The sequence below is a fragment of the Arthrobacter rhombi genome, from assembly GCF_039526245.1.
GTDB classification, from domain to species: domain Bacteria; phylum Actinomycetota; class Actinomycetes; order Actinomycetales; family Micrococcaceae; genus Arthrobacter_H; species Arthrobacter_H rhombi.
Window position 1 is genome coordinate 66,093 of record NZ_BAAAIV010000012.1, and the last position, 17,657, is coordinate 83,749.

At 65.8% G+C, this 17,657-nt stretch carries 16 protein-coding genes; 12 read left to right on the plus strand and 4 right to left on the minus strand.

Translation table 11 applies throughout. The features are described from left to right. The first annotated feature begins 39 nt into the window (after positions 1 to 39). Genes atpD through ABD088_RS11020 form a run of 3 tightly spaced genes read left to right on the plus strand, consistent with a single transcriptional unit; the run spans position 40 to position 2,220 of the window. Positions 40 to 1,494, plus strand: a complete 1,455-nt coding sequence (gene atpD, locus ABD088_RS11010) for a F0F1 ATP synthase subunit beta (RefSeq protein ID WP_343901981.1) — start codon at positions 40 to 42, stop codon at positions 1,492 to 1,494. Positions 1,495 to 1,496: 2 nt separating this feature from the next. Beyond that, positions 1,497 to 1,781: a F0F1 ATP synthase subunit epsilon gene (locus ABD088_RS11015; protein WP_343901982.1), complete on the plus strand. Its 285-nt coding sequence runs from the start codon at positions 1,497 to 1,499 to the stop codon at positions 1,779 to 1,781. Positions 1,782 to 1,788: 7 nt separating this feature from the next. Further along, positions 1,789 to 2,220, plus strand: a complete 432-nt coding sequence (locus tag ABD088_RS11020) for a DUF2550 domain-containing protein (protein ID WP_343901983.1) — start codon at positions 1,789 to 1,791, stop codon at positions 2,218 to 2,220. 93 nt (positions 2,221 to 2,313) lie between these two features. Here ABD088_RS11020 and ABD088_RS11025 read toward each other — a convergent pair whose 3' ends face one another. The 3 genes from ABD088_RS11025 to nucS all read right to left on the minus strand — a co-directional run bounded on the left by ABD088_RS11025 (position 2,314) and on the right by nucS (position 4,721). Beyond that, a complete protein-coding gene (locus ABD088_RS11025; RefSeq protein ID WP_343901984.1) occupies positions 2,314 to 2,517 on the minus strand; it encodes a cold-shock protein in 204 nt (67 codons plus the stop codon). A gap of 208 nt (positions 2,518 to 2,725) precedes the next feature. Then, a complete protein-coding gene (locus ABD088_RS11030; protein ID WP_343901985.1) occupies positions 2,726 to 3,961 on the minus strand; it encodes an N-acetylglucosamine-6-phosphate deacetylase in 1,236 nt (411 codons plus the stop codon). A gap of 64 nt (positions 3,962 to 4,025) precedes the next feature. After that, a complete protein-coding gene (nucS, locus tag ABD088_RS11035) occupies positions 4,026 to 4,721 on the minus strand; it encodes an endonuclease NucS (RefSeq protein ID WP_343901986.1) in 696 nt (231 codons plus the stop codon). Between the two features lie 74 nt (positions 4,722 to 4,795). Between nucS and ABD088_RS11040 the strand changes: the two genes are divergently transcribed. Further along, positions 4,796 to 5,140 carry a hypothetical protein gene (locus ABD088_RS11040; protein ID WP_343901987.1) on the plus strand — a complete coding sequence of 115 codons (345 nt, stop codon included), beginning with the start codon at positions 4,796 to 4,798 and terminating at the stop codon, positions 5,138 to 5,140. A 35-nt stretch (positions 5,141 to 5,175) separates the two neighbouring features. Here ABD088_RS11040 and ABD088_RS11045 read toward each other — a convergent pair whose 3' ends face one another. Then, entirely contained in the window at positions 5,176 to 6,537 is a 1,362-nt protein-coding gene (locus tag ABD088_RS11045) for an AI-2E family transporter (protein WP_343901988.1), read from the minus strand. A gap of 196 nt (positions 6,538 to 6,733) precedes the next feature. On the opposite strand from ABD088_RS11045, the gene ABD088_RS11050 reads away from it, so the two are divergent. The 8 genes from ABD088_RS11050 to ABD088_RS11085 all read left to right on the plus strand — a co-directional run bounded on the left by ABD088_RS11050 (position 6,734) and on the right by ABD088_RS11085 (position 17,653). Further along, positions 6,734 to 8,422, plus strand: coding sequence for a hypothetical protein (locus ABD088_RS11050; RefSeq protein ID WP_343901989.1), 1,689 nt, complete (start codon positions 6,734 to 6,736; stop codon positions 8,420 to 8,422). Positions 8,423 to 8,482: 60 nt separating this feature from the next. Further along, on the plus strand, positions 8,483 to 9,412 hold the full coding sequence (locus ABD088_RS11055) for a tetratricopeptide repeat protein (protein WP_343901990.1): 930 nt from the start codon (positions 8,483 to 8,485) through the stop codon (positions 9,410 to 9,412). An 82-nt stretch (positions 9,413 to 9,494) separates the two neighbouring features. Then, positions 9,495 to 10,274 (plus strand): ABC transporter ATP-binding protein, encoded by a 780-nt coding sequence (locus ABD088_RS11060; protein WP_343901991.1) that lies wholly within the window; start codon positions 9,495 to 9,497, stop codon positions 10,272 to 10,274. Further along, positions 10,256 to 11,827 (plus strand): transporter, encoded by a 1,572-nt coding sequence (locus tag ABD088_RS11065; RefSeq protein WP_343901992.1) that lies wholly within the window; start codon positions 10,256 to 10,258, stop codon positions 11,825 to 11,827. Before ABD088_RS11060 ends, ABD088_RS11065 begins: the two co-directional genes overlap by 19 nt. 29 nt (positions 11,828 to 11,856) lie before the next feature. Beyond that, on the plus strand, positions 11,857 to 12,168 hold the full coding sequence (locus tag ABD088_RS11070) for a DUF3039 domain-containing protein (protein ID WP_343901993.1): 312 nt from the start codon (positions 11,857 to 11,859) through the stop codon (positions 12,166 to 12,168). A 175-nt stretch (positions 12,169 to 12,343) separates the two neighbouring features. After that, positions 12,344 to 14,092: a DEAD/DEAH box helicase gene (locus tag ABD088_RS11075; RefSeq protein WP_372710589.1), complete on the plus strand. Its 1,749-nt coding sequence runs from the start codon at positions 12,344 to 12,346 to the stop codon at positions 14,090 to 14,092. A 122-nt stretch (positions 14,093 to 14,214) separates the two neighbouring features. Then, positions 14,215 to 15,681, plus strand: a complete 1,467-nt coding sequence (locus ABD088_RS11080) for a GntP family permease (protein WP_343901995.1) — start codon at positions 14,215 to 14,217, stop codon at positions 15,679 to 15,681. A 304-nt stretch (positions 15,682 to 15,985) separates the two neighbouring features. Continuing rightward, complete coding sequence (locus tag ABD088_RS11085; RefSeq protein ID WP_343901996.1) at positions 15,986 to 17,653, plus strand: APC family permease; 1,668 nt, start codon at positions 15,986 to 15,988, stop codon at positions 17,651 to 17,653. Positions 17,654 to 17,657 lie beyond the last annotated feature (4 nt).

Consider the following 17,657-nt stretch of genomic DNA (forward strand, 5'->3'; position numbering starts at 1 on the left):
TTACCCCCACGCTCTAGACATACAAGCGAAGTGAGAGAGATGACTGCCCAACTAAACGAGCAGGGAACCGCTGCCGCAGCCCCGGGTTCAACCGGGCGCATTGCACGCGTCATCGGTCCGGTCGTCGACGTCGAATTTCCGGCCGATGCCCTTCCCGCCATGTACAACGCCCTGACCGCCGACATCACGCTGAATGGCGAGACGCACACGGTCACCTTCGAGACCAGCCAGCACCTCGGCGACAACGTCGTGCGCGCCATCTCCCTGCAGGCCACTGACGGACTCGTCCGCGGTGCCGTGGTGCAGGACACCGGCGCCTCGATCTCCGTCCCCGTTGGCGACGGCGTCAAGGGACACATCTTCAACGTTCTCGGCGAGCCGCTAGACGTGGATGCCTCGGAGCTGCAGATCAGCGAACGCTGGCCCATCCACCGCAAGGCCCCGGCCTTTGCGAGCCTGGAATCCTCCACCGAGATCCTCGAGACCGGCATCAAGTCGATCGACCTTCTCACCCCCTACATCCAGGGCGGCAAGATCGGCCTGTTCGGCGGTGCAGGTGTCGGCAAGACCGTGCTGATCCAGGAAATGATCACCCGTGTCGCACGCAACTTCGGTGGCACCTCGGTGTTCGCCGGTGTCGGCGAGCGTACCCGTGAGGGCAACGACCTCTGGGTTGAAATGGAAGAGTCCGGTGTTCTGAAGGACACCGCCCTCGTCTTCGGCCAGATGGATGAGCCGCCGGGAACGCGCCTGCGCGTTGCGCTGTCGGCGCTGACCATGGCGGAATACTTCCGCGATGTGCAGAACCAGGACGTGCTGTTGTTCATCGACAACATCTTCCGCTTCACGCAGGCCGGTTCCGAGGTGTCGACCCTTCTGGGTCGCATGCCTTCGGCCGTGGGCTACCAGCCGAACCTCGCCGATGAGATGGGCACCCTCCAGGAGCGCATCACCTCCACGAAGGGCCACTCCATCACCTCGATGCAGGCCATCTACGTTCCAGCAGATGACTACACCGACCCGGCGCCGGCCACCACGTTCGCCCACTTGGATGCGACCACGGAACTTTCCCGTGAAATCGCCTCCCGTGGCCTGTACCCGGCCATCGACCCGCTGACGTCCACGTCGCGCATCCTCGACCCGCAGTATGTGGGCCAGGCGCACTACGACACGGCAGTCCGCGTCAAGTCGATCCTGCAGAAGAACAAGGAACTCCAGGACATCATCGCGATCCTGGGTGTCGACGAGCTGTCGGAAGAAGACAAGATCGTCGTCTCCCGCGCGCGCCGTATCCAGCAGTTCCTGTCGCAGAACACCTACACCGCCAAGCAGTTCACTGGCGTGGAGGGCTCGACCGTTTCCATCAAGGACACGATCGAGGGCTTCAAGGCCATCTGCGACGGCGACCTCGACCACATCGCCGAGCAGGCCTTCTTCAACATTGGCGGACTCGACGATGTCGAGCGCCAGTGGGCCGAAATCCAGGGCAAGTAGCCATGGCCGAACTCGAAGTCGAAATCGTCGCTGCCGACCACTTCGTGTGGTCGGGTGCGGCGACCCTGGTCAAGGCACGTACCAGCGATGGCGAGATCGGCGTCATGCCCGGGCACAGCCCGGTCCTGGCGATCCTCGCAGCCGGAGAATTGGCCATTACGCCCACCAACGGCTCGCGGTTCACCATCCAGGCAGAAGGCGGTTTCTTCTCGGTCGACAAGGACCGGGTCGTCATCGTGGCTGACAACGCGCAGATGGACGATTCCGCCTCGGCAGGAAACCGATAGTCCGCCGTTGAACTCCTTGGGCCTTCCCGTGATCATCCTGGCGGTAGCCCTGCTACTGCTGGTCATGATTTTGGGTGCCATGGGGGTCCGCCGCCTTCAATTGCGGCGGGCCCTGGGTACCTTCGACGCCTCCATCTCCACGACCTCCGGGAAGTGGATGATGGGGGTTTGTCGTTATACGGCGACCGAACTGGAATTCCTGCGGCTGTTCTCCGTCACGCCGGTTCCCCGGCATCGTTTCACCCGCACCGCACTCCAGCTCACCGGCTGGCGCGAATCGGAGGTGGGGGAGCGGACCCGGATCCAACCAGGCGCCGTTGTCGTGTCACTGGTGGCCGATGGTGAGCCGGTGCTGCTGGCCATGGACTATGGCTCGTATACGGGCTTACGCAGCTGGGTCGAGGCTGGTCCTGTTGCCGGAGTCGGTACCTGGCGCTGATCGGTATTCTCCACCTCGCGACAATGGCGCGCACCCCGCGGGGTGCGCGCCATTGTTCTTGGGTCACTGGCTCTCAGGAGGCCAGCGGATCAGTTAGATTCCGACAACTCCCGTCGCCTGGGGGCCCTTGGCTCCCTGGCCGATCTCGAACTCGACGCGCTGGTTTTCCTCCAGCGTGCGGAAGCCGTTGCTTTCGATTTCCGAGTAGTGGACAAAGACATCGCCGTCAGCTTCGTCCGGTGTGATGAAACCGAAGCCCTTTTCAGCGTTGAACCACTTCACGGTGCCCTGCGCCATGTATTTCTCCTCATAGATGTGAAACTAACCGGTCGTGGCTCCTTGCCTCGTCCGGGCGGTACCGAAGTGGGAAGATGCCGGCCGGGGCCGACGGGGCTTCGCACCCGCAACCTGCTTTGCGGGCATGAACATGACCAACACAAAGACTGAGTTGATCATCACATATCGATGTGATCTATTCAACGACAAAAGGATATTTGCCGGTGAATTACGCGCGAACGGGCTCGAGCTGACGCCCATCGCGGAACACTGACACGAGCCGCAGATGGCGGTCCACGATGACCGCGTCGGCACTGAAGCCAACGTCGAGGGCGCCGACTTCGTCAGCCAGTCCGACCAGCTCGGCAGGTACCGATGTCGCCGAATGCACCGCCTGCTCCAGCGGGACTCCTCCCTCGACTGCCGATCTTACGACGTCGAGCATGGTGGACGTCCCACCGGCCAATGAGTTGCCGTCGGCCAGGCGCGCAGCGCCGCCGGTGACCACGACGTCCTGCGGCCCGAGGGTGTATCGACCATCGGCGAGGCCGGTGGCGGCCATGGAATCGGTGACCAACGCGATGGCGCCCGGGCCCAGCAGGGCGAAGACCATGCGCACAGTGGCCGGATCCAGATGGACGCCGTCGGCAACCAGTTCGACGACGGCCTTGCCCTGGGCGGCAGCCTCCAGGCAGGCTGCCACCGGTCCGGGGGCCCGATGGTGCAGGGGTGGCATTCCGTTGAACAGGTGGGTGACCATGGCGCGTTCGGTGTATCCGTCGAATCCTGCCGACGAGAGCTCCTCCGTGGCTACCTCCAGCGAGGCGGTCACCGTGGCGGCATCGGCGTCGGTGTGGCCAATGGCGGGCAGGACGCCGTGGGAGACCAACTGCTCGACGAGGGCATCCGTGCCGGCCAGCTCGGGGGCGTACGTCATGGAACGCAGCTGCCCCTGTGACCTGGCGACGAGTTCGTCGACGAAGTCGGGATCCGGCGCCCCGAGATGGGAAGGATCCTGGGCGCCGCACCGGGCGGTGGAGAGAAACGGGCCCTCGGCATGCAGCCCCGCCAGGAGCTCTTGTTCGGCCAACGGAGCGAGAGCTTCGGCGGCCCTGAGCATGTCATCGCGTCCGGCGGTGACGAGGCTGGCCAGCAACGTGGTGGTGCCTGCCGCATGGAGGAAGCGGATGGCCCGTTTGGCGGCTTCGGGGTCTCCGCTGGGGAAGTCGGCACCGGCAGCCCCATGGCAGTGGACATCGACCAGTCCGGGGAGGATGGTGGCCCCGGCGGGGATACGGACCTCGGTGTAGGCCTCCGCTTCGGGCCACTGGGAAAACTCCTGGGGGGTCCCGACAAAGGAAATGCGGTCATCCTCGAAGGCGACGACGGCTTCCTCGGTGATCGTGCCCCCGGAGACGGTGCGGCCCCTCAGGGACAGACGGCTGGGTTCCTCGGTGGAAGTCATGTTTCCAGCATATGGTCTGTGACCGCGGGCACCTAGGACCCGGCGGCGCCGGGTGCAGGTGAGGTCAGAACAGGCGCGAGTCGCTGTCGTCGACCCCGCGCATGGCGTCGTAGTCCAGGGTCAGGCATTCGATCCCGCGATCCGTGGCCAGCGTCCGGGCCTGCGGTTTGATCTGCTGGGCCGCGAAGACCCCCCGGACCGGAGCGAGCAGGGGATCGCGGTTCATCAGTTCCAGATAGCGCGTGAGCTGCTCGACCCCGTCGATGTCCCCGCGGCGCTTCAGCTCGATGGCCACGGTGGCCCCGGAGGCATCGCGGGCCAGGATGTCCACCGGGCCGATCGCCGTCATGTACTCGCGGCGGACCAGGCGGAAACCCTCGCCGAGCATGTGGATCTGTTCGGCAAGCAGGCGCTGCAGGTCGGCTTCGACGCCGTCCTTGATCAGCCCCGGGTCGATCCCCAGTTCGTGGCTTGAATCGTGTTGGATCTCGTGGATCCTGATGACCAGGTGGTCATCGCTCTTGGCATGCTGGACACGCCAGGTTTCCTGCACTCCCTCGGCCTGGGCGTCCTCGTCCGCGGGGGCGATGTGCATGGTGGCCGGGGGGCTCATCCAGTTCAACGGCTTATAGGAGCCGCCGTCGGAATGTATGAGGACGGAACCGTCGGCCTTGACCATCAGCAGGCGGGTGGCCAACGGGAGGTGGGCACGCAGACGGCCCAGGTAATCGACTGAGCAACGGGCTATCACTAAACGCACACCCAGCACTCTACCGTCCGACGGGCCGCCCGGGCATTCCCGCCTCGGGCCCCGGAGACGATACGATCCGGAACATGCCCCGCTCGAACCGCCCCCGTCGTCCGAACCGCCCGGCCCGTCCGGGCAAGTGGTCGCCTGCCGGGCGTCAGCCGGAGGAGGAGGAAGGCGCCTTTCGGGGGCCCGGCCTCTCGATCCCGTCGTTGCAGAGCGCCCCGGACGGGCAATGGCATGTGCGCCGGATCTCGGCGGCGCGTGCCGGCAAGACGTATATCTGTCCGGGCTGCCACCGGAACATCGAGCCGGGGATCGAGCACATCGTCGCCTGGCGTGCCGACCACTGGAGCGGCGACGAGGCCTCGGCGGCCGGACGGCGCCACTGGCACCTGAAGTGCTGGAACGGACGCAGCTTCCGCTACTGATCCGGCGCCAGCCGCGTCGTCGTGCCGGGCGTCGGCTAGAGCCGTTCCTGGCGGGCCATGAAGACCTCGCGGATCAGCAACATCGTGGAGGCGGCGAGTGGGATGGCCATCAGCGCGCCCACGACCCCCATGAGTGATCCGCCGGCGATGACCGCGACGACCGCGACGGCCCCGGGGACGGCCACGGTGCGCTGCATGACGCGGGGGGAGATGAAGTAGGCCTCGAACTGCAGGTAACCGAAGTAGAAGATGGCGTAGACCACCGCCGTTTCCCAGCCGACGGTCAGCGCGATCAGCGATACCAGGATGCCCGCGATCACCGCGCCGACCAGGGGGATGAAGGCCAGGATGACCACCACCAGTGCCAGCAACAGCGAATACGGAACCCCGACGATGCTCATCACGATGAACGCGTAGAGGGCATTGAGCAGGGCGACCACTGCTTGTCCCATGACGTAGTTGCCGACACTGTTGGTGATCTGTTCGGAGAGCACCTGGACCCGGTCGCGCCGCGACCGTGGCGCCAGCCGGTAGCACCAGGCCTTCAGGCCGGGCAGCGAGGCCAGGATGTAGACGGCCAGGACCAGGACGATCAGCGTGCCGAACATGCCCTGCGCCACCACCGTGCCGACACCGATGACGCCGCCGAAGACCCCGCCGACGGCGTCCGAGTTCTGGAAGAACTTGTCCACTTCCTCGGTGATCCGTTCCCGGACTTGGAACTGGCGGTCCACGGTGGTGAAGAACTCCGAGTTCAGGAAGCTGTCCACGAAGTCCGGGGCCTTGTCCACGAAGGCGGTGGTCTGCCGCACGATCGTGGGGACGAGGGCGCCCACGACGCCACCGAAGACGGCAGCGAGCAACAGGATGGCCGCCAGCACGCCCAGGGGTCTTGGCACACGATGGCGCTCGAGGAACCTCACGATGGGATCCAGCCCCAGGGCGATGAACAGGGCGATCGCGATCCAGACCAGCAGCGATCCGACGTTGGTGAGGATGAAGTAGAGCAGCAGCGCCAGTCCGACGCCGACGCTGATCATGAACCCGGTGAAGATCGGGTGGTGGACGCCCGGGGTGCTTGCGAGGGGTTCGAACTCCTGCGGCTCCGCGGGGGACGGCGCCACGGGGCGGGCGCGTTGCAGTGCCTCACGCACCCGGCCGAGGAACGACGGCGGGGCGCCAGCGGGGGAGGGGGAGGCGGGGGTCTGCTGGGCGGCACCCTCCGTCGGGGGCATACCTCCAGCGGGCACCGGTGGCCCCGGTGCATCCGCCGGCTGCGAGGGCTGCCCGGTGGCCGGGACGTGACCCGGGCCGGCAGGTCCGGCTCCGGGCTCCGGGCCGGTCGACGTGGACCCGTGTTCCTCGTCATCTGGGTTGGCAGTACTCTCCGTCTTCACGGGGTTGAGCCTACCTGCCGAGGGGGCGGATCCGCTGCCTGCCGTGACCGCGCAAGGTCGCATATCGTGTCGCCAGACACAAACAGGAACCGCTGTGGTAACCGATTCGTTATCATTGGAGTGTGGCCGGGATACCCATGTGCCCCACCACGACCGAGGCCGATCCATCGACCCCCATTTTGTTAGGTGTAATTTAGTGCGAATCATCATTGCTGCGATATCGATCCTGCTGGGCGCCGTGGCGCTCGTGGTGGGCATCGGACAACGGACGTTCTGGGCCCCACCCGAGATCGCCACCGCGACGATGCAGACCCAGCTCAAGGACGCACCCGTGACCGTGATCGGTCCCGGGATCGCGAAGAACCAGGACCGACCGGTGGATGTGACCATCGAGGCCAACGGGGAATTCACCGCAGCCCTGGGTCGCAGTTCCGACGTTGGTGCCTGGGTGGGCAAGGCAGCGCACAACACCATTTCGGGAATCAACTCCGAGTCGACGGCCCTGGACGCCCAGCACACCGATGGCGAGTCCAAGGTGCCCAACCCGAAGAACTCCGATCTGTGGGTCGCCTCGGAATCCGCCGATTCGCATCTGGTGCACCGCTGGACGCAGCCGGCCGACGGTGACTGGTCGTTGCTGCTGGCCGCCGACGGCAGCAAGGCAGCTCCCACGAACATCACGGTCTCCTGGGAAAATGACGCCAGCGCACCCTTCTCGATCCCGCTGATCATCGTGGGCGCGCTGCTCCTCATCTTCGGTGCCGCCAGCCTGCTGGTCGGCCGCGGTCGCGGCAAGGATCCGCACGGCCCGACGGCCACCGGCCCGGGATCAGGGTCCGCGACGCCTGCTGCCGGTTCCGGAACAGGTTCATCGGCGCTTCAGCGCACCGCTGCAGTGGCCGCCGCCGCAGCGCTGGTGCTGGTCCCGGCGATGCCCGCCTCCGCGGCGGGGACGGAGTCACCGTCCGGCGCCTCCTCGGATCCCGCCGCCAGCACCGACCAGGATGTCTTCCCCGTGGTCCAGGAGGAACAGCTCAACCGCATTCTCGGCAACGTCTCCGATGCCGTTTCCGCCGGCGACAAGGCCAAGGATGCCAAGAAGCTCGGAAACCGGGTCGGGGGACAGGCCCTGGACCTGCGCAAGCACAACTACACCCAGCGCGGTGACGGCGTGAAGACCGCCGCTCCGGATCCGGTGGCCGCCGGTCCGCTTCGCTCGTCGGCCGTGACGACGACGGCCAAGTGGCCGCGCACCATCATGGTGGTCACCCAGGCCAAGGACGCCAAGGTCCCCGAGGTGCTGGTCCTCAAGCAGGACGATCCCCGAGCCAACTACAAGCTCATCAACTCCGTGACGATGCTTCCCGGTTCCGAATTCCCCGGTATCGGCGTGGGCGACACCTCGGTGCGCACGCTCTCCACCCACGACGACTCGGTGACCGTGGCACCGGAAACCGCGGCCAAGGACCTGGCCGAGTACCTGGGCAACTCGAAGTCGAGCAAGAAGGGCGAATTCGACAAGAGCCCCTTCATCTCGGCCACCCATGACGGCCAGGCGGCAGCGGTCAAGGACAACAAGAACGCCAAGATCAAGTACAAGCACCAGGCGGACGTGAAGTCGCTCAACGTGCTCTCCACCCCCAACGGTGGTGCGCTGGTCAGTGGTTACCTGACGAGCACCATGAGTGCCACGCCGAAGGAAGAAGGCGGAACCGTCAAGCTGGACTCCGTCAGTGCCAAGCTGGCCGGCGCCTCGAGCACCAAGGACGGCGTCGATATCAACTACGCCGAGCCCGTGGTGTTCTACATCCCGGCAGACGACAGCAAGGACAAGATCCGGCTGGTCGCCGGCGAATCGGTGCCGCTGTCGGCCAAGGTGAAGTAGCGCGCACGCGCGTTTGCCTTCCGTTGGGCAGCAGGCCAACGCAGACCATAAGGTAGGGACATGAGCAATACCGAACCAGCAGCAGCAGCTTCGAGCCGCGGTGCCGTGGACTTGTCCGCATTCGGCGCCCCCACCCCGGCACCGGGAGCCCCGGCGGGCACCGGCGGCCCCGCAGAGGGCGGACAGACCTGGGCTACCGCGGTGAATCAGCAGGACTTCACCCAACTGGTTCAGCTCTCCAACACTGCGCCGGTGGTGGTCTCGCTCGGTACCGGGTCTTCACCGGCTTCGGCCCAGCTTGATGCCACACTTCGTGACCTGGTCGACGGCTACGCCGGCCGTCTGGTCCTGGCTCTCGTGGACACGGACAAGGAGCCTGCCATCGCGCAGGCGTTCCGCGTCCAGCAGGTGCCCTCGGTCGTGGCCCTGCTCAACGGGCAGCCCGTTCCGCTGTTCCAAGGAGGTGCTGAGCCGCAGCAGATCGCCTCGCTGTTGCAGGAGCTGCTCCAGCTCGGTGTGCAGCATGGTGTGACCGGAACCGTCCCTGCCTTCGGTGGGGAGCCGGCAGAACAGCCGGTTCCGCCGTTGCACCAGGAAGCCATCGATGCGATCGATGCCGGCGACTACGATGCTGCTGCCGCCGCGTATCGCAAGGCGTTGGCCGAGAAGCCCAACGACGATGATGCGCGCACCGGACTCGAGCACGTGGAACTTCTGCGGAGGACCTCGGGGGCAGACCTCCAGATGGCCCGTCAGGCAGCCGCGGAGCACCCGGACGGCATCGACGAGCAGCTGGCGGTGGCCGACCTGGACGTCCTCGGCGGTCATGTCGAGGATGCCTTCGCCCGGCTCGTCGCGCTCGTGGGGCGTACCGTCGCCGAGGACCGCGAACGCGTTCGCGCTCGGTTGGTGGCCCTGTACTCCGTCGTGGGCACCCAGGACGAGCGGGTCGCCAAGTCGCGTCAGGCCCTGGCGCGGGTGCTGTTCTAACCGACTACCCCTGAAGGCTGATGAGCCTAATTCAGCCGCAGGGATGATGCCCGGCAGCAGAGGCCGCTGTTAGGTTCGGAGCATGAACTCCGAACTCGACCAGCAGCCAGCTGCCGCCGTGAGCCTGCGCGGCCTGGGCAAGCGCTACGGGCAGAAGATCGCCGTCAACGCCATCAGCCTCGACGTCCCGTCAGGGTCCTTCTACGGACTCGTGGGACCCAACGGTGCGGGTAAGACCACCGCCTTGTCGATGGCCACGGGCCTGCTGCGTCCCGACGTGGGCCAGGCATTCGTCCACGGCGTCGATGTCTGGCAGGACACGCGTCAAGCCAAGGGGCTCCTGGGGGTCCTGGCCGACGGGGTACGCCTCTTCGACCGGCTCAGCGGCAGGCAGCTGGTGACCTATTCGGGACTGCTGCGCGGCATGGATGCCGCCACGGTCGCCGAGCGAACCGATGACCTGCTGCGGGTGCTGGACCTGGAGGACGCCGGCGGGAAACTGGTCGTCGACTATTCGGCAGGCATGACCAAGAAGATCGCACTGGCGACGGCCCTGATCCACTCGCCGCGCGTCCTGGTCCTGGATGAGCCCTTCGAAGCAGTGGACCCGGTATCGGCTGCGAACATCCGCGACATCCTGGCCGACTATGTCCACCACGGAGGCACCGTCGTCGTCTCCAGCCACGTCATGGACCTCGTCCAGCGCATGTGCTCGCACGTGGCGATCATTTCCGATGGCAACCTGCTGGCCGCGGGGACCGTCGACGAGGTCCGCGGTGGGGGAAGCCTCGAGGACACCTTCGTGCAGATGGTTGGCGGACGCGCTGAGGGGGGTGGGCTCTCGTGGTTGCACACCTCCTGAAGCTCAAGCTGGCCCTGCTGCGCAACGGATTCCGCCGCAGCCCCTGGCAGCTGGTCGGTGTCATCCTGGGCGGGCTCTACGGACTCGGGGTCGCCGCCATGCTGTTCGTGGGAATGTATTTTCTCGGCGGGGAAGCCACCGACCTGGTCACCACCGCGCTGGTGCTGGCGGTATCACTGGTCACGCTTGGCTGGGCTGTCATTCCAGTCCTGCTCGCCGGCGTCGACCTCACGCTGGATCCGGCTCGGTTCACCAGTTTCACCATCCCGCCACGCCAACTGGTCACCGGCCTGCTGCTCAGCGGGTTCATCGGGGTCCCGGGCCTGGTGACCCTGCTCTTGTTCGCCGGCCAGGGGCTCGCCTGGAGGGCCAACGCCGGCCTGGTCGTCATCGGCGTGCTCTGCGGTGTCCTGGCGGCGGTCTTCGCCCTGGCCCTGTCCCGCCTGACCGTTACCGCTGCCACGGCGCTGACCTCCAACCGGCGGTTCCGCGAGATCGGGATGATCGTCTTGTTCATCCCGCTCATCCTGCTCGGACCGATCATCCAAACCGCCATGAGCGGCGTCGAAAACGCGCTCTCGTGGTTGCCCCGGGTCTCCGCGATCCTGGGCTGGACCCCGTTGGGTTCCTTCGCCGCTGTTCCCGGGGACGTTGCCGTCGGTGCGTGGGGGACTGCCGCCCTTCGCCTGCTGCTCTCATTGGCGTACCTGGCCGTTGCCGTCTGGGCCTGGCAGGTATCGCTGATGCGTGCCCTCGAAACGCCACCGCAGCAGTCGGGCGGCACCCGCGACGTCGCCGGGCTGGGGACCTTCCGGCTCTTCCCTGCCACGCCCTGGGGAGCGGTGGCAGCACGGTGCCTGACGTACTGGTTCAAGGACCCGCGCTATGCCATGAGCGTGATCATCGTCCCGCTGGTGCCGGTCTTCGTCTGGTTCATGTTCGCCCGCGAGGGGAACTTCACCGCCATGCTCTACATCGCGCCGATTGTCGTGGTGTTGATGGCGTTCAGTATCTCCGCGGACGTCTCCTATGACAACACCGCCTTCTCGCTGCATGTGCTCACGGGGCTGCGCGGCATCGACGACCGGTTGGGGCGGGTGGCGGCCTGTGCGGTGTTCACCATCCCCATCGTGCTCATCGCCGCCATCCTTCCGGCAGCGCTGATGGACGAGCTGTCCATCCTCCCCGCCATCCTGGGGCTCTCAATCGGCGCGCTCGGTGCGGGGTGGGGGGTCTCCAGTGTGGCCTCGGCGCGTTTCACCTACGCCGTTCCGCTCCCGGGGGACAACCCGATGAAGACCCCACCGGGGTCAGGCGCGCGGATGGCGCTGACCCAGTTGGCGACCTTTGGCACGACGATGGCGCTGGTGTTGCCGGAGATCGTGCTGCACATCGTCTACCTGGTGACCGGCAGGGAATTGTTCGCCTGGCTGGTACTGGTCACCGGCGTCGTGCTGGGTTCCGTGTTGCTCCTGCTGGGCCTGCGGATCGGCGGGCGCTGGTTCGACTCACGCGCCCCGGAACTGTTGCAGGCGACGGTGCTGAACCGGTAGCACCGGCACAGGTTGGTAGACTGGAGGACATGAGCATGCCCCCAGATCCGTTTGAGAACGACCCCCGCGACCCGGGCCAGGGTGGCGGCACCGCGACCATCGAGCGCGAGCAGCTGCGCGAACACGTGGAACCCGGTGACAGCGAACGCTTCGCCCACTATGTGCGCAAGGAAAAGATCATGGAGTCCGCCCTGACCGGCGAACCCGTGATTGCCCTGTGCGGCAAGGTCTGGGTCCCCGGGCGCGACCCGAACAAGTTCCCGGTGTGCCCGGAATGCAAGGCCGTCTATGACGGGATCAAGGCGCCGAAGGATGGCGGCGGCAGCGGCGACGACAAGTAGGTCGTAGCCGCGGGGACGGGCCGATCCGGCGCCGTCCCGTGTCGATGGAGGGCGGACTGTCGCGCCCACCGTAAGATGGTTTCTTCTTTCCGGCCGTGCGCGGCCGAATCCAGCTGCCACCAAGCAATCAAGGAGGTTGGCCGTGGGCGATGCCCTTTTCAGCCTGGGCGAGTCCATGCCACCGGCATACCCGGAGCGCGCGGCGTGGGGTACTGCCCCGAAACTCCGCCAATGGCAGACCGAGGCGCTGGATAAATACTTCACGGAAAAGCCGCGCGACTTCCTCGCCGTCGCCACCCCGGGAGCCGGCAAGACGACCTTCGCACTCCGCGTGGCGGCCATGCTGGTCGAGGCCGGGACGATCAACCGGATCACCGTGGTGGCGCCGACCGAGCACCTGAAGAGCCAGTGGGCCGACGCCGCGGCGCGCATCGGGCTGTCGTTGGATCCGAACTTCAAGAATGCCGACGGCCGGCATGGAGCCGACTTCATCGGCGTGGTCGTCACCTACGCCCAGGTGGCCAGCAAGCCGTTGCTGCACCGGGCCAAGACCGAGGCCGCCCGCACGTTGGTGATCCTCGATGAGATCCACCACGGCGGCGACGCACTGAGCTGGGGCGACGGCATCCGGGAGGCCTTTGAGCCGGCCACCCGCCGCCTGGCCCTGACCGGTACCCCGTTCCGCTCCGACACCGCGGCCATCCCGTTCGTGGACTATGTCGAGGACGCGGAGGGCATCCGCCGCTCCCAGGCCGACTACACCTACGGGTACGGTGACGCGCTGAAGGACCATGTGGTGCGCCCGGTGATCTTCATGGCCTATTCCGGCCAGATGCGCTGGCGCACCTCGGCCGGCGAGGAGATGGAAGCCCAGCTCGGCGAGGGATTCACCAAGGACATCACCGCCCACGCCTGGCGTACCGCGCTGAACCCCGAGGGCGAATGGATCCCCTCCGTGCTCGCCGCGGCCGACCGGCGCCTGACCGAGGTGCGCCGCACCATTCCTGACGCCGGCGGACTGGTCATCGCCACCGACCACTCCGATGCCAAGGCCTATGCTGCCCAGCTGAAACGGATCACGGGGGAGAAGGTCACCACGATCCTCTCCGACGATGCGGGGGCCTCGAAGAAGATCGAGGATTTCTCCGAGGGCACCGACCGGTGGATGGTCGCCGTGCGCATGGTCTCCGAAGGAGTCGACGTGCCGCGCCTGGCGGTCGGGGTGTATGCCACCTCGACGTCCACCCCGCTGTTCTTCGCCCAGGCCGTGGGACGCTACGTCCGCTCACGCAAGCGCGGGGAGGTCGCCTCCATCTTCCTGCCCTCGGTGCCGATCCTCATGGCGTTGGCCAACCAGATGGAGGTCGAACGCGACCATGCGCTGGACCGTCCGGACAAGCACGTGGAGGACCTGGACTTCATCCCCGAGGAAGACCTCATGGAAGAGGCCAACCGCGAGGAGAAGGCCTCCGACGAGCTGTCCAAGCAGAAGTTCGAGGCCCTCGGCTCGCAGGCCTCCTTCGACCGTGTCTTGTACGACGGCGGCGAGTTCGGCACGGGCGCGATGCTCGGCTCCGAGGACGAGCAGGATTTCCTCGGGATTCCCGGCCTGCTCGATGCCGACCAGGTCGGCGTGCTGCTGCGCCAACGCCAGCAGGAACAGGTCACCCGACGCAGCCGCAATTCAGGCGCCACACCACCGGCCGAGGAGCCGTCGGTCACCGACCACCGGCAGCTGACCGAGCTGCGCAGCAAGCTCTCCAAGAACGTCTCCGCCTGGGCAGCCAGGACCGGTACGCCCCACGGAGTGGTGCACACCAAGCTGCGTGAGGTGTGTGGTGGCCCGGCCGTCGCCCAGGCCAACGCCGACCAGCTGAACAAGCGGCTGAGCAAGCTGCAGGACTGGTTCGTCGGCAAACGCTGAGGTCTCGGCGGGATGGGCTTGCACCTGTGCTGCCGAGCCTGTTCGCAGTGTTCGCCCGACCTGGTGTGGGGGCGTCGACATGATCTTGGTGTGCTTCCCGCCAGAGGAATAACGTTGTTCCAATGACCAGTTCGCCCGTTTATCTTCTCCTCGTCCTCGCATGTTCGATCGGCCTGCTGATCTTTCTGATCAATTGGCGCACGAAGCTCCATCCATTCCTTGCGCTGGCGACGGTTTCCTTCCTCGCAGCGCTGGCAGCCGGTCAAGCTCTGCCCAAGATCCCCGAGGTGCTCATTGACGGAGCGGGCTCCACGCTGGGGGAGACAGGGCTCGTCGTTTTCTTGGGCGCCATGCTGGGCCGGCTGCTGGCGGAGTCGGGCGCGGTGAATAAGATTGCCGACCTGGTGATCAAGCACAGCTCGCCACGGTCGGCCCCCTGGGTGATGACGGCCGTGGCCTTCCTCATCGGGATCCCCATGTTCTTCGAAGTCGGTCTCGTGGTGCTCATGCCCGTGATCTACGCGGTTGCGTTGCGTCTCGACGTCGCCGCGGGCCGTCCAAAGACGTGGTATCTGCGGGTCCTCATACCGGCGATTGCCGCTTTGTCATGCCTGCACGGCATGCTGCCGCCGCACCCCGGGCCGGTGATCGCCGTCAACGGACTCCACGCGAACATGGGACTGACCATCGGGTTGGGTTTGATCTGCGCAGTCCCGACGGTGATTTTGGCGGGCCCTGTCTATGCGCGCTTCATTGCCCCGCGCATCTCGCTGGAACCCAGTGACGATCTCATCCACCAGTTCACCGGGACGACCGTTGAAGCAGCACAGTCGGAACACCAAGCAGCCAACACGACAGCACCGGTTGGCGGAGGGGTCGGTACGGCAACCACGCGCACGGCGCTGACGGAGGATACGGGGCTACGCCCGGTTCCCACGTGGTTGGCCTTCCTCTGCGTTCTCGTCCCGGTCCTGCTCATGCTCTTCCAGACAGTGGTCGATCTGGCGGCACCCAACTCGGTTCTCAAGGCACCGGCCGCATTATTCGGCAATCCGGTCATGGCCATGTTCGTTGGCGTGCTCTTCGCTGCGGTCGTGCTCAGCCTGGCCAGCGGCATGTCTGGCCAGATGGCACGGAAGGCCATGGGGGCCTCCCTCGGATCGGTTGCCGGGATCGCCCTCATTATCGCTGGCGGGGGCATGTTCAACGAAGTGTTGAAGACCTCGGGTATTGGCGACGCGATTGTGGACATCACCTCCCAACTCCACATGAACTACATCCTGCTCGGGTGGCTTGTCGGACTGATCCTGTCGTTCTGCACCGGGTCCGCAACGGTGGGCATCGTTTCCGCCACGGGGATCCTCGCCCCGTTGGTGAGCGGAATGCCGGATCCCTACGTGTCCCTGGTGGTTATAGCCATCGGTTCCGGTTCCATCGGCCTGAACTGGGTCAACCATGCGGGATTCTGGTTCGTCAAGGAATCGTTCGGCATGACCCTCGGTCAGGCAACGAAGACGCATATGACGGTGCAAACCCTCGTGTCGGTTTTCGGGCTCCTCTTCGCGCTGCTTCTCTCGCTGCTCTTTTAGGAGCTGACAGCACCCGTGCATTGAACGGTCGGAAGCAGTGCCGCCGGAACAGGGGACCGGCGCGGATGCGATGGATGGCCTCATGAGGCCCCTGTCGGAGGTCATGATTCCGGATCGTCGAGGCCGAGGATCCGAGTGGGCCGTCCGATCACACCGGAGCGTTGGAAGTTGTTTTTCCAAGTCAAGAGACGTTCGCGAGCCTTATTGACACCGGGAATCTGTGGGCAGATACTGCAAAAGTGACCCGCCTCACCGGGTTGCTGGATGGCAAGCCATCCATTGTTCCCGACGAGAGAGGCCATCGATGTCCTCACACACTCCGCAGCCGACGAAAGTCAAGGTCGAATTCGACCGGGGCCTGAAACGCGATATCGGAAAGATCGGCCTGCTCTTCACCGGGGTGGGCTCGATCATTGGTTCCGGCTGGCTCTTCGGGGCATTCGAAGCGGCGTCCCTGGTGGGACCTGCCGCGATCATCTCCTGGATCCTCGGCGCGGTCATGATCATCATCGTGGCGCTGAACTACGCCGAGCTGGGCGTCATGTTCCCGGTGGCGGGCGGCGTCATCCGCTTTCCGCACTACGCCTTCGGTTCGTTTGCCAGCTATACGAGCGGGTGGATCACCTGGCTGTCGGTGGTGGCCACCGTGCCCATCGAGGTCCTGGCGACCGTGCAGTACGCCTCGAGCTACCTGCCCGGGCTGATGCACACCGTTGATGGCACCCTGGTGCTGACCGGGCGGGGCATCGCGGTCAGCGTCGTGCTCGTGGCCATCTTCTGCGTCATCAATATGTTCGGCGTGAAGTTCTTCGCCAAGTTCAACAACATCCTGGTGTGGTGGAAGCTGCTGGTGATCGTCCTGGTCATCGTGGTGCTGGGGGTCCTGGCCTTCCACCCCGGCCATTTCCACGAAGCGCGGTTCGGCGGATTCATGCCCGAGGGCGTGGGGCCGATCTTCGCGGCACTTCCCGCGGCAGGCATCGTCTTCTCCTATCTGGGTTTTCGCCAGGGCGTCGAATTCGCCGGTGAGACCACCAACCCGCAGAAGAACGTGCCCTTCGCGCTCATCGGCTCTGTGGTGATCACTGGCATCATCTACGTCCTGCTGCAGGTCGCCTTCATCGGCGCCGTGCCGGACAGCATGCTGACGAACGGCTGGTCGGGACTTTCATTCACCAACGACGCCGGACCGTGGGCGGAAATCGCCATTGTCCTGGGCGCGATGTGGCTCGGAATCATCCTCTACGTCGATGCCGTGATTTCGCCCGCCGACACGGGGCTGATCTACACGGCGCTGTCCCCGCGGCTGTCCTACTCGCAGGCACGGGTGGGGAATGCGCCGTCGGGATTGGCCAAGCTGAGCAAGCGGGGGGTTCCCTGGGTCGGCTTGATCGTCACGTTCGTCGTCGCCTGTTTCATGTTCCTCCCGTTCCCGTCCTGGGCACAGTTGGTCGGTTTCATCACCACCGGCACCGTGCTGTCCTTCGGCAGCGGCCCCGTCACCGTTGCGGCGCTGCGCCGGCAGCTGCCGGACCAGGAGCGCCCGTACCGGTTGCCCGGCGGTGACTTCTTCCCCCTGCTGGGCTTCCTGTGCGCGAACCTGATCGTCTACTGGACGGGTTGGGCCACCAACTGGAAGCTGTTCCTGGCAGTGGCCGTCGGCTACATCGTGCTGGTGCTGCACTACATGTTCAGCGACCGCAGCAAGATCCCGCCCTTCCAGCTGAAGTCCGGTGGGTGGATGATCCTCTGGCTCGGCGCCCTGGGCGTGTTGAGCTACCTGGGCCATTATGGCGAGGGCGCGCTGGATATCCTCACGTTCGGTTGGGGTGAACTGGGCGCGGCTGTGGTGACGGTCGTCGTCTTCTACGTCGCCGTCTCCCAGCGGCTGCGGCCCCAGGACGTCGTCGACAACGTCGAGCGCACCCACATGGTCGATGTCGAAGACGAGGGGCTCGAAGCACAGGCCTAGTAGA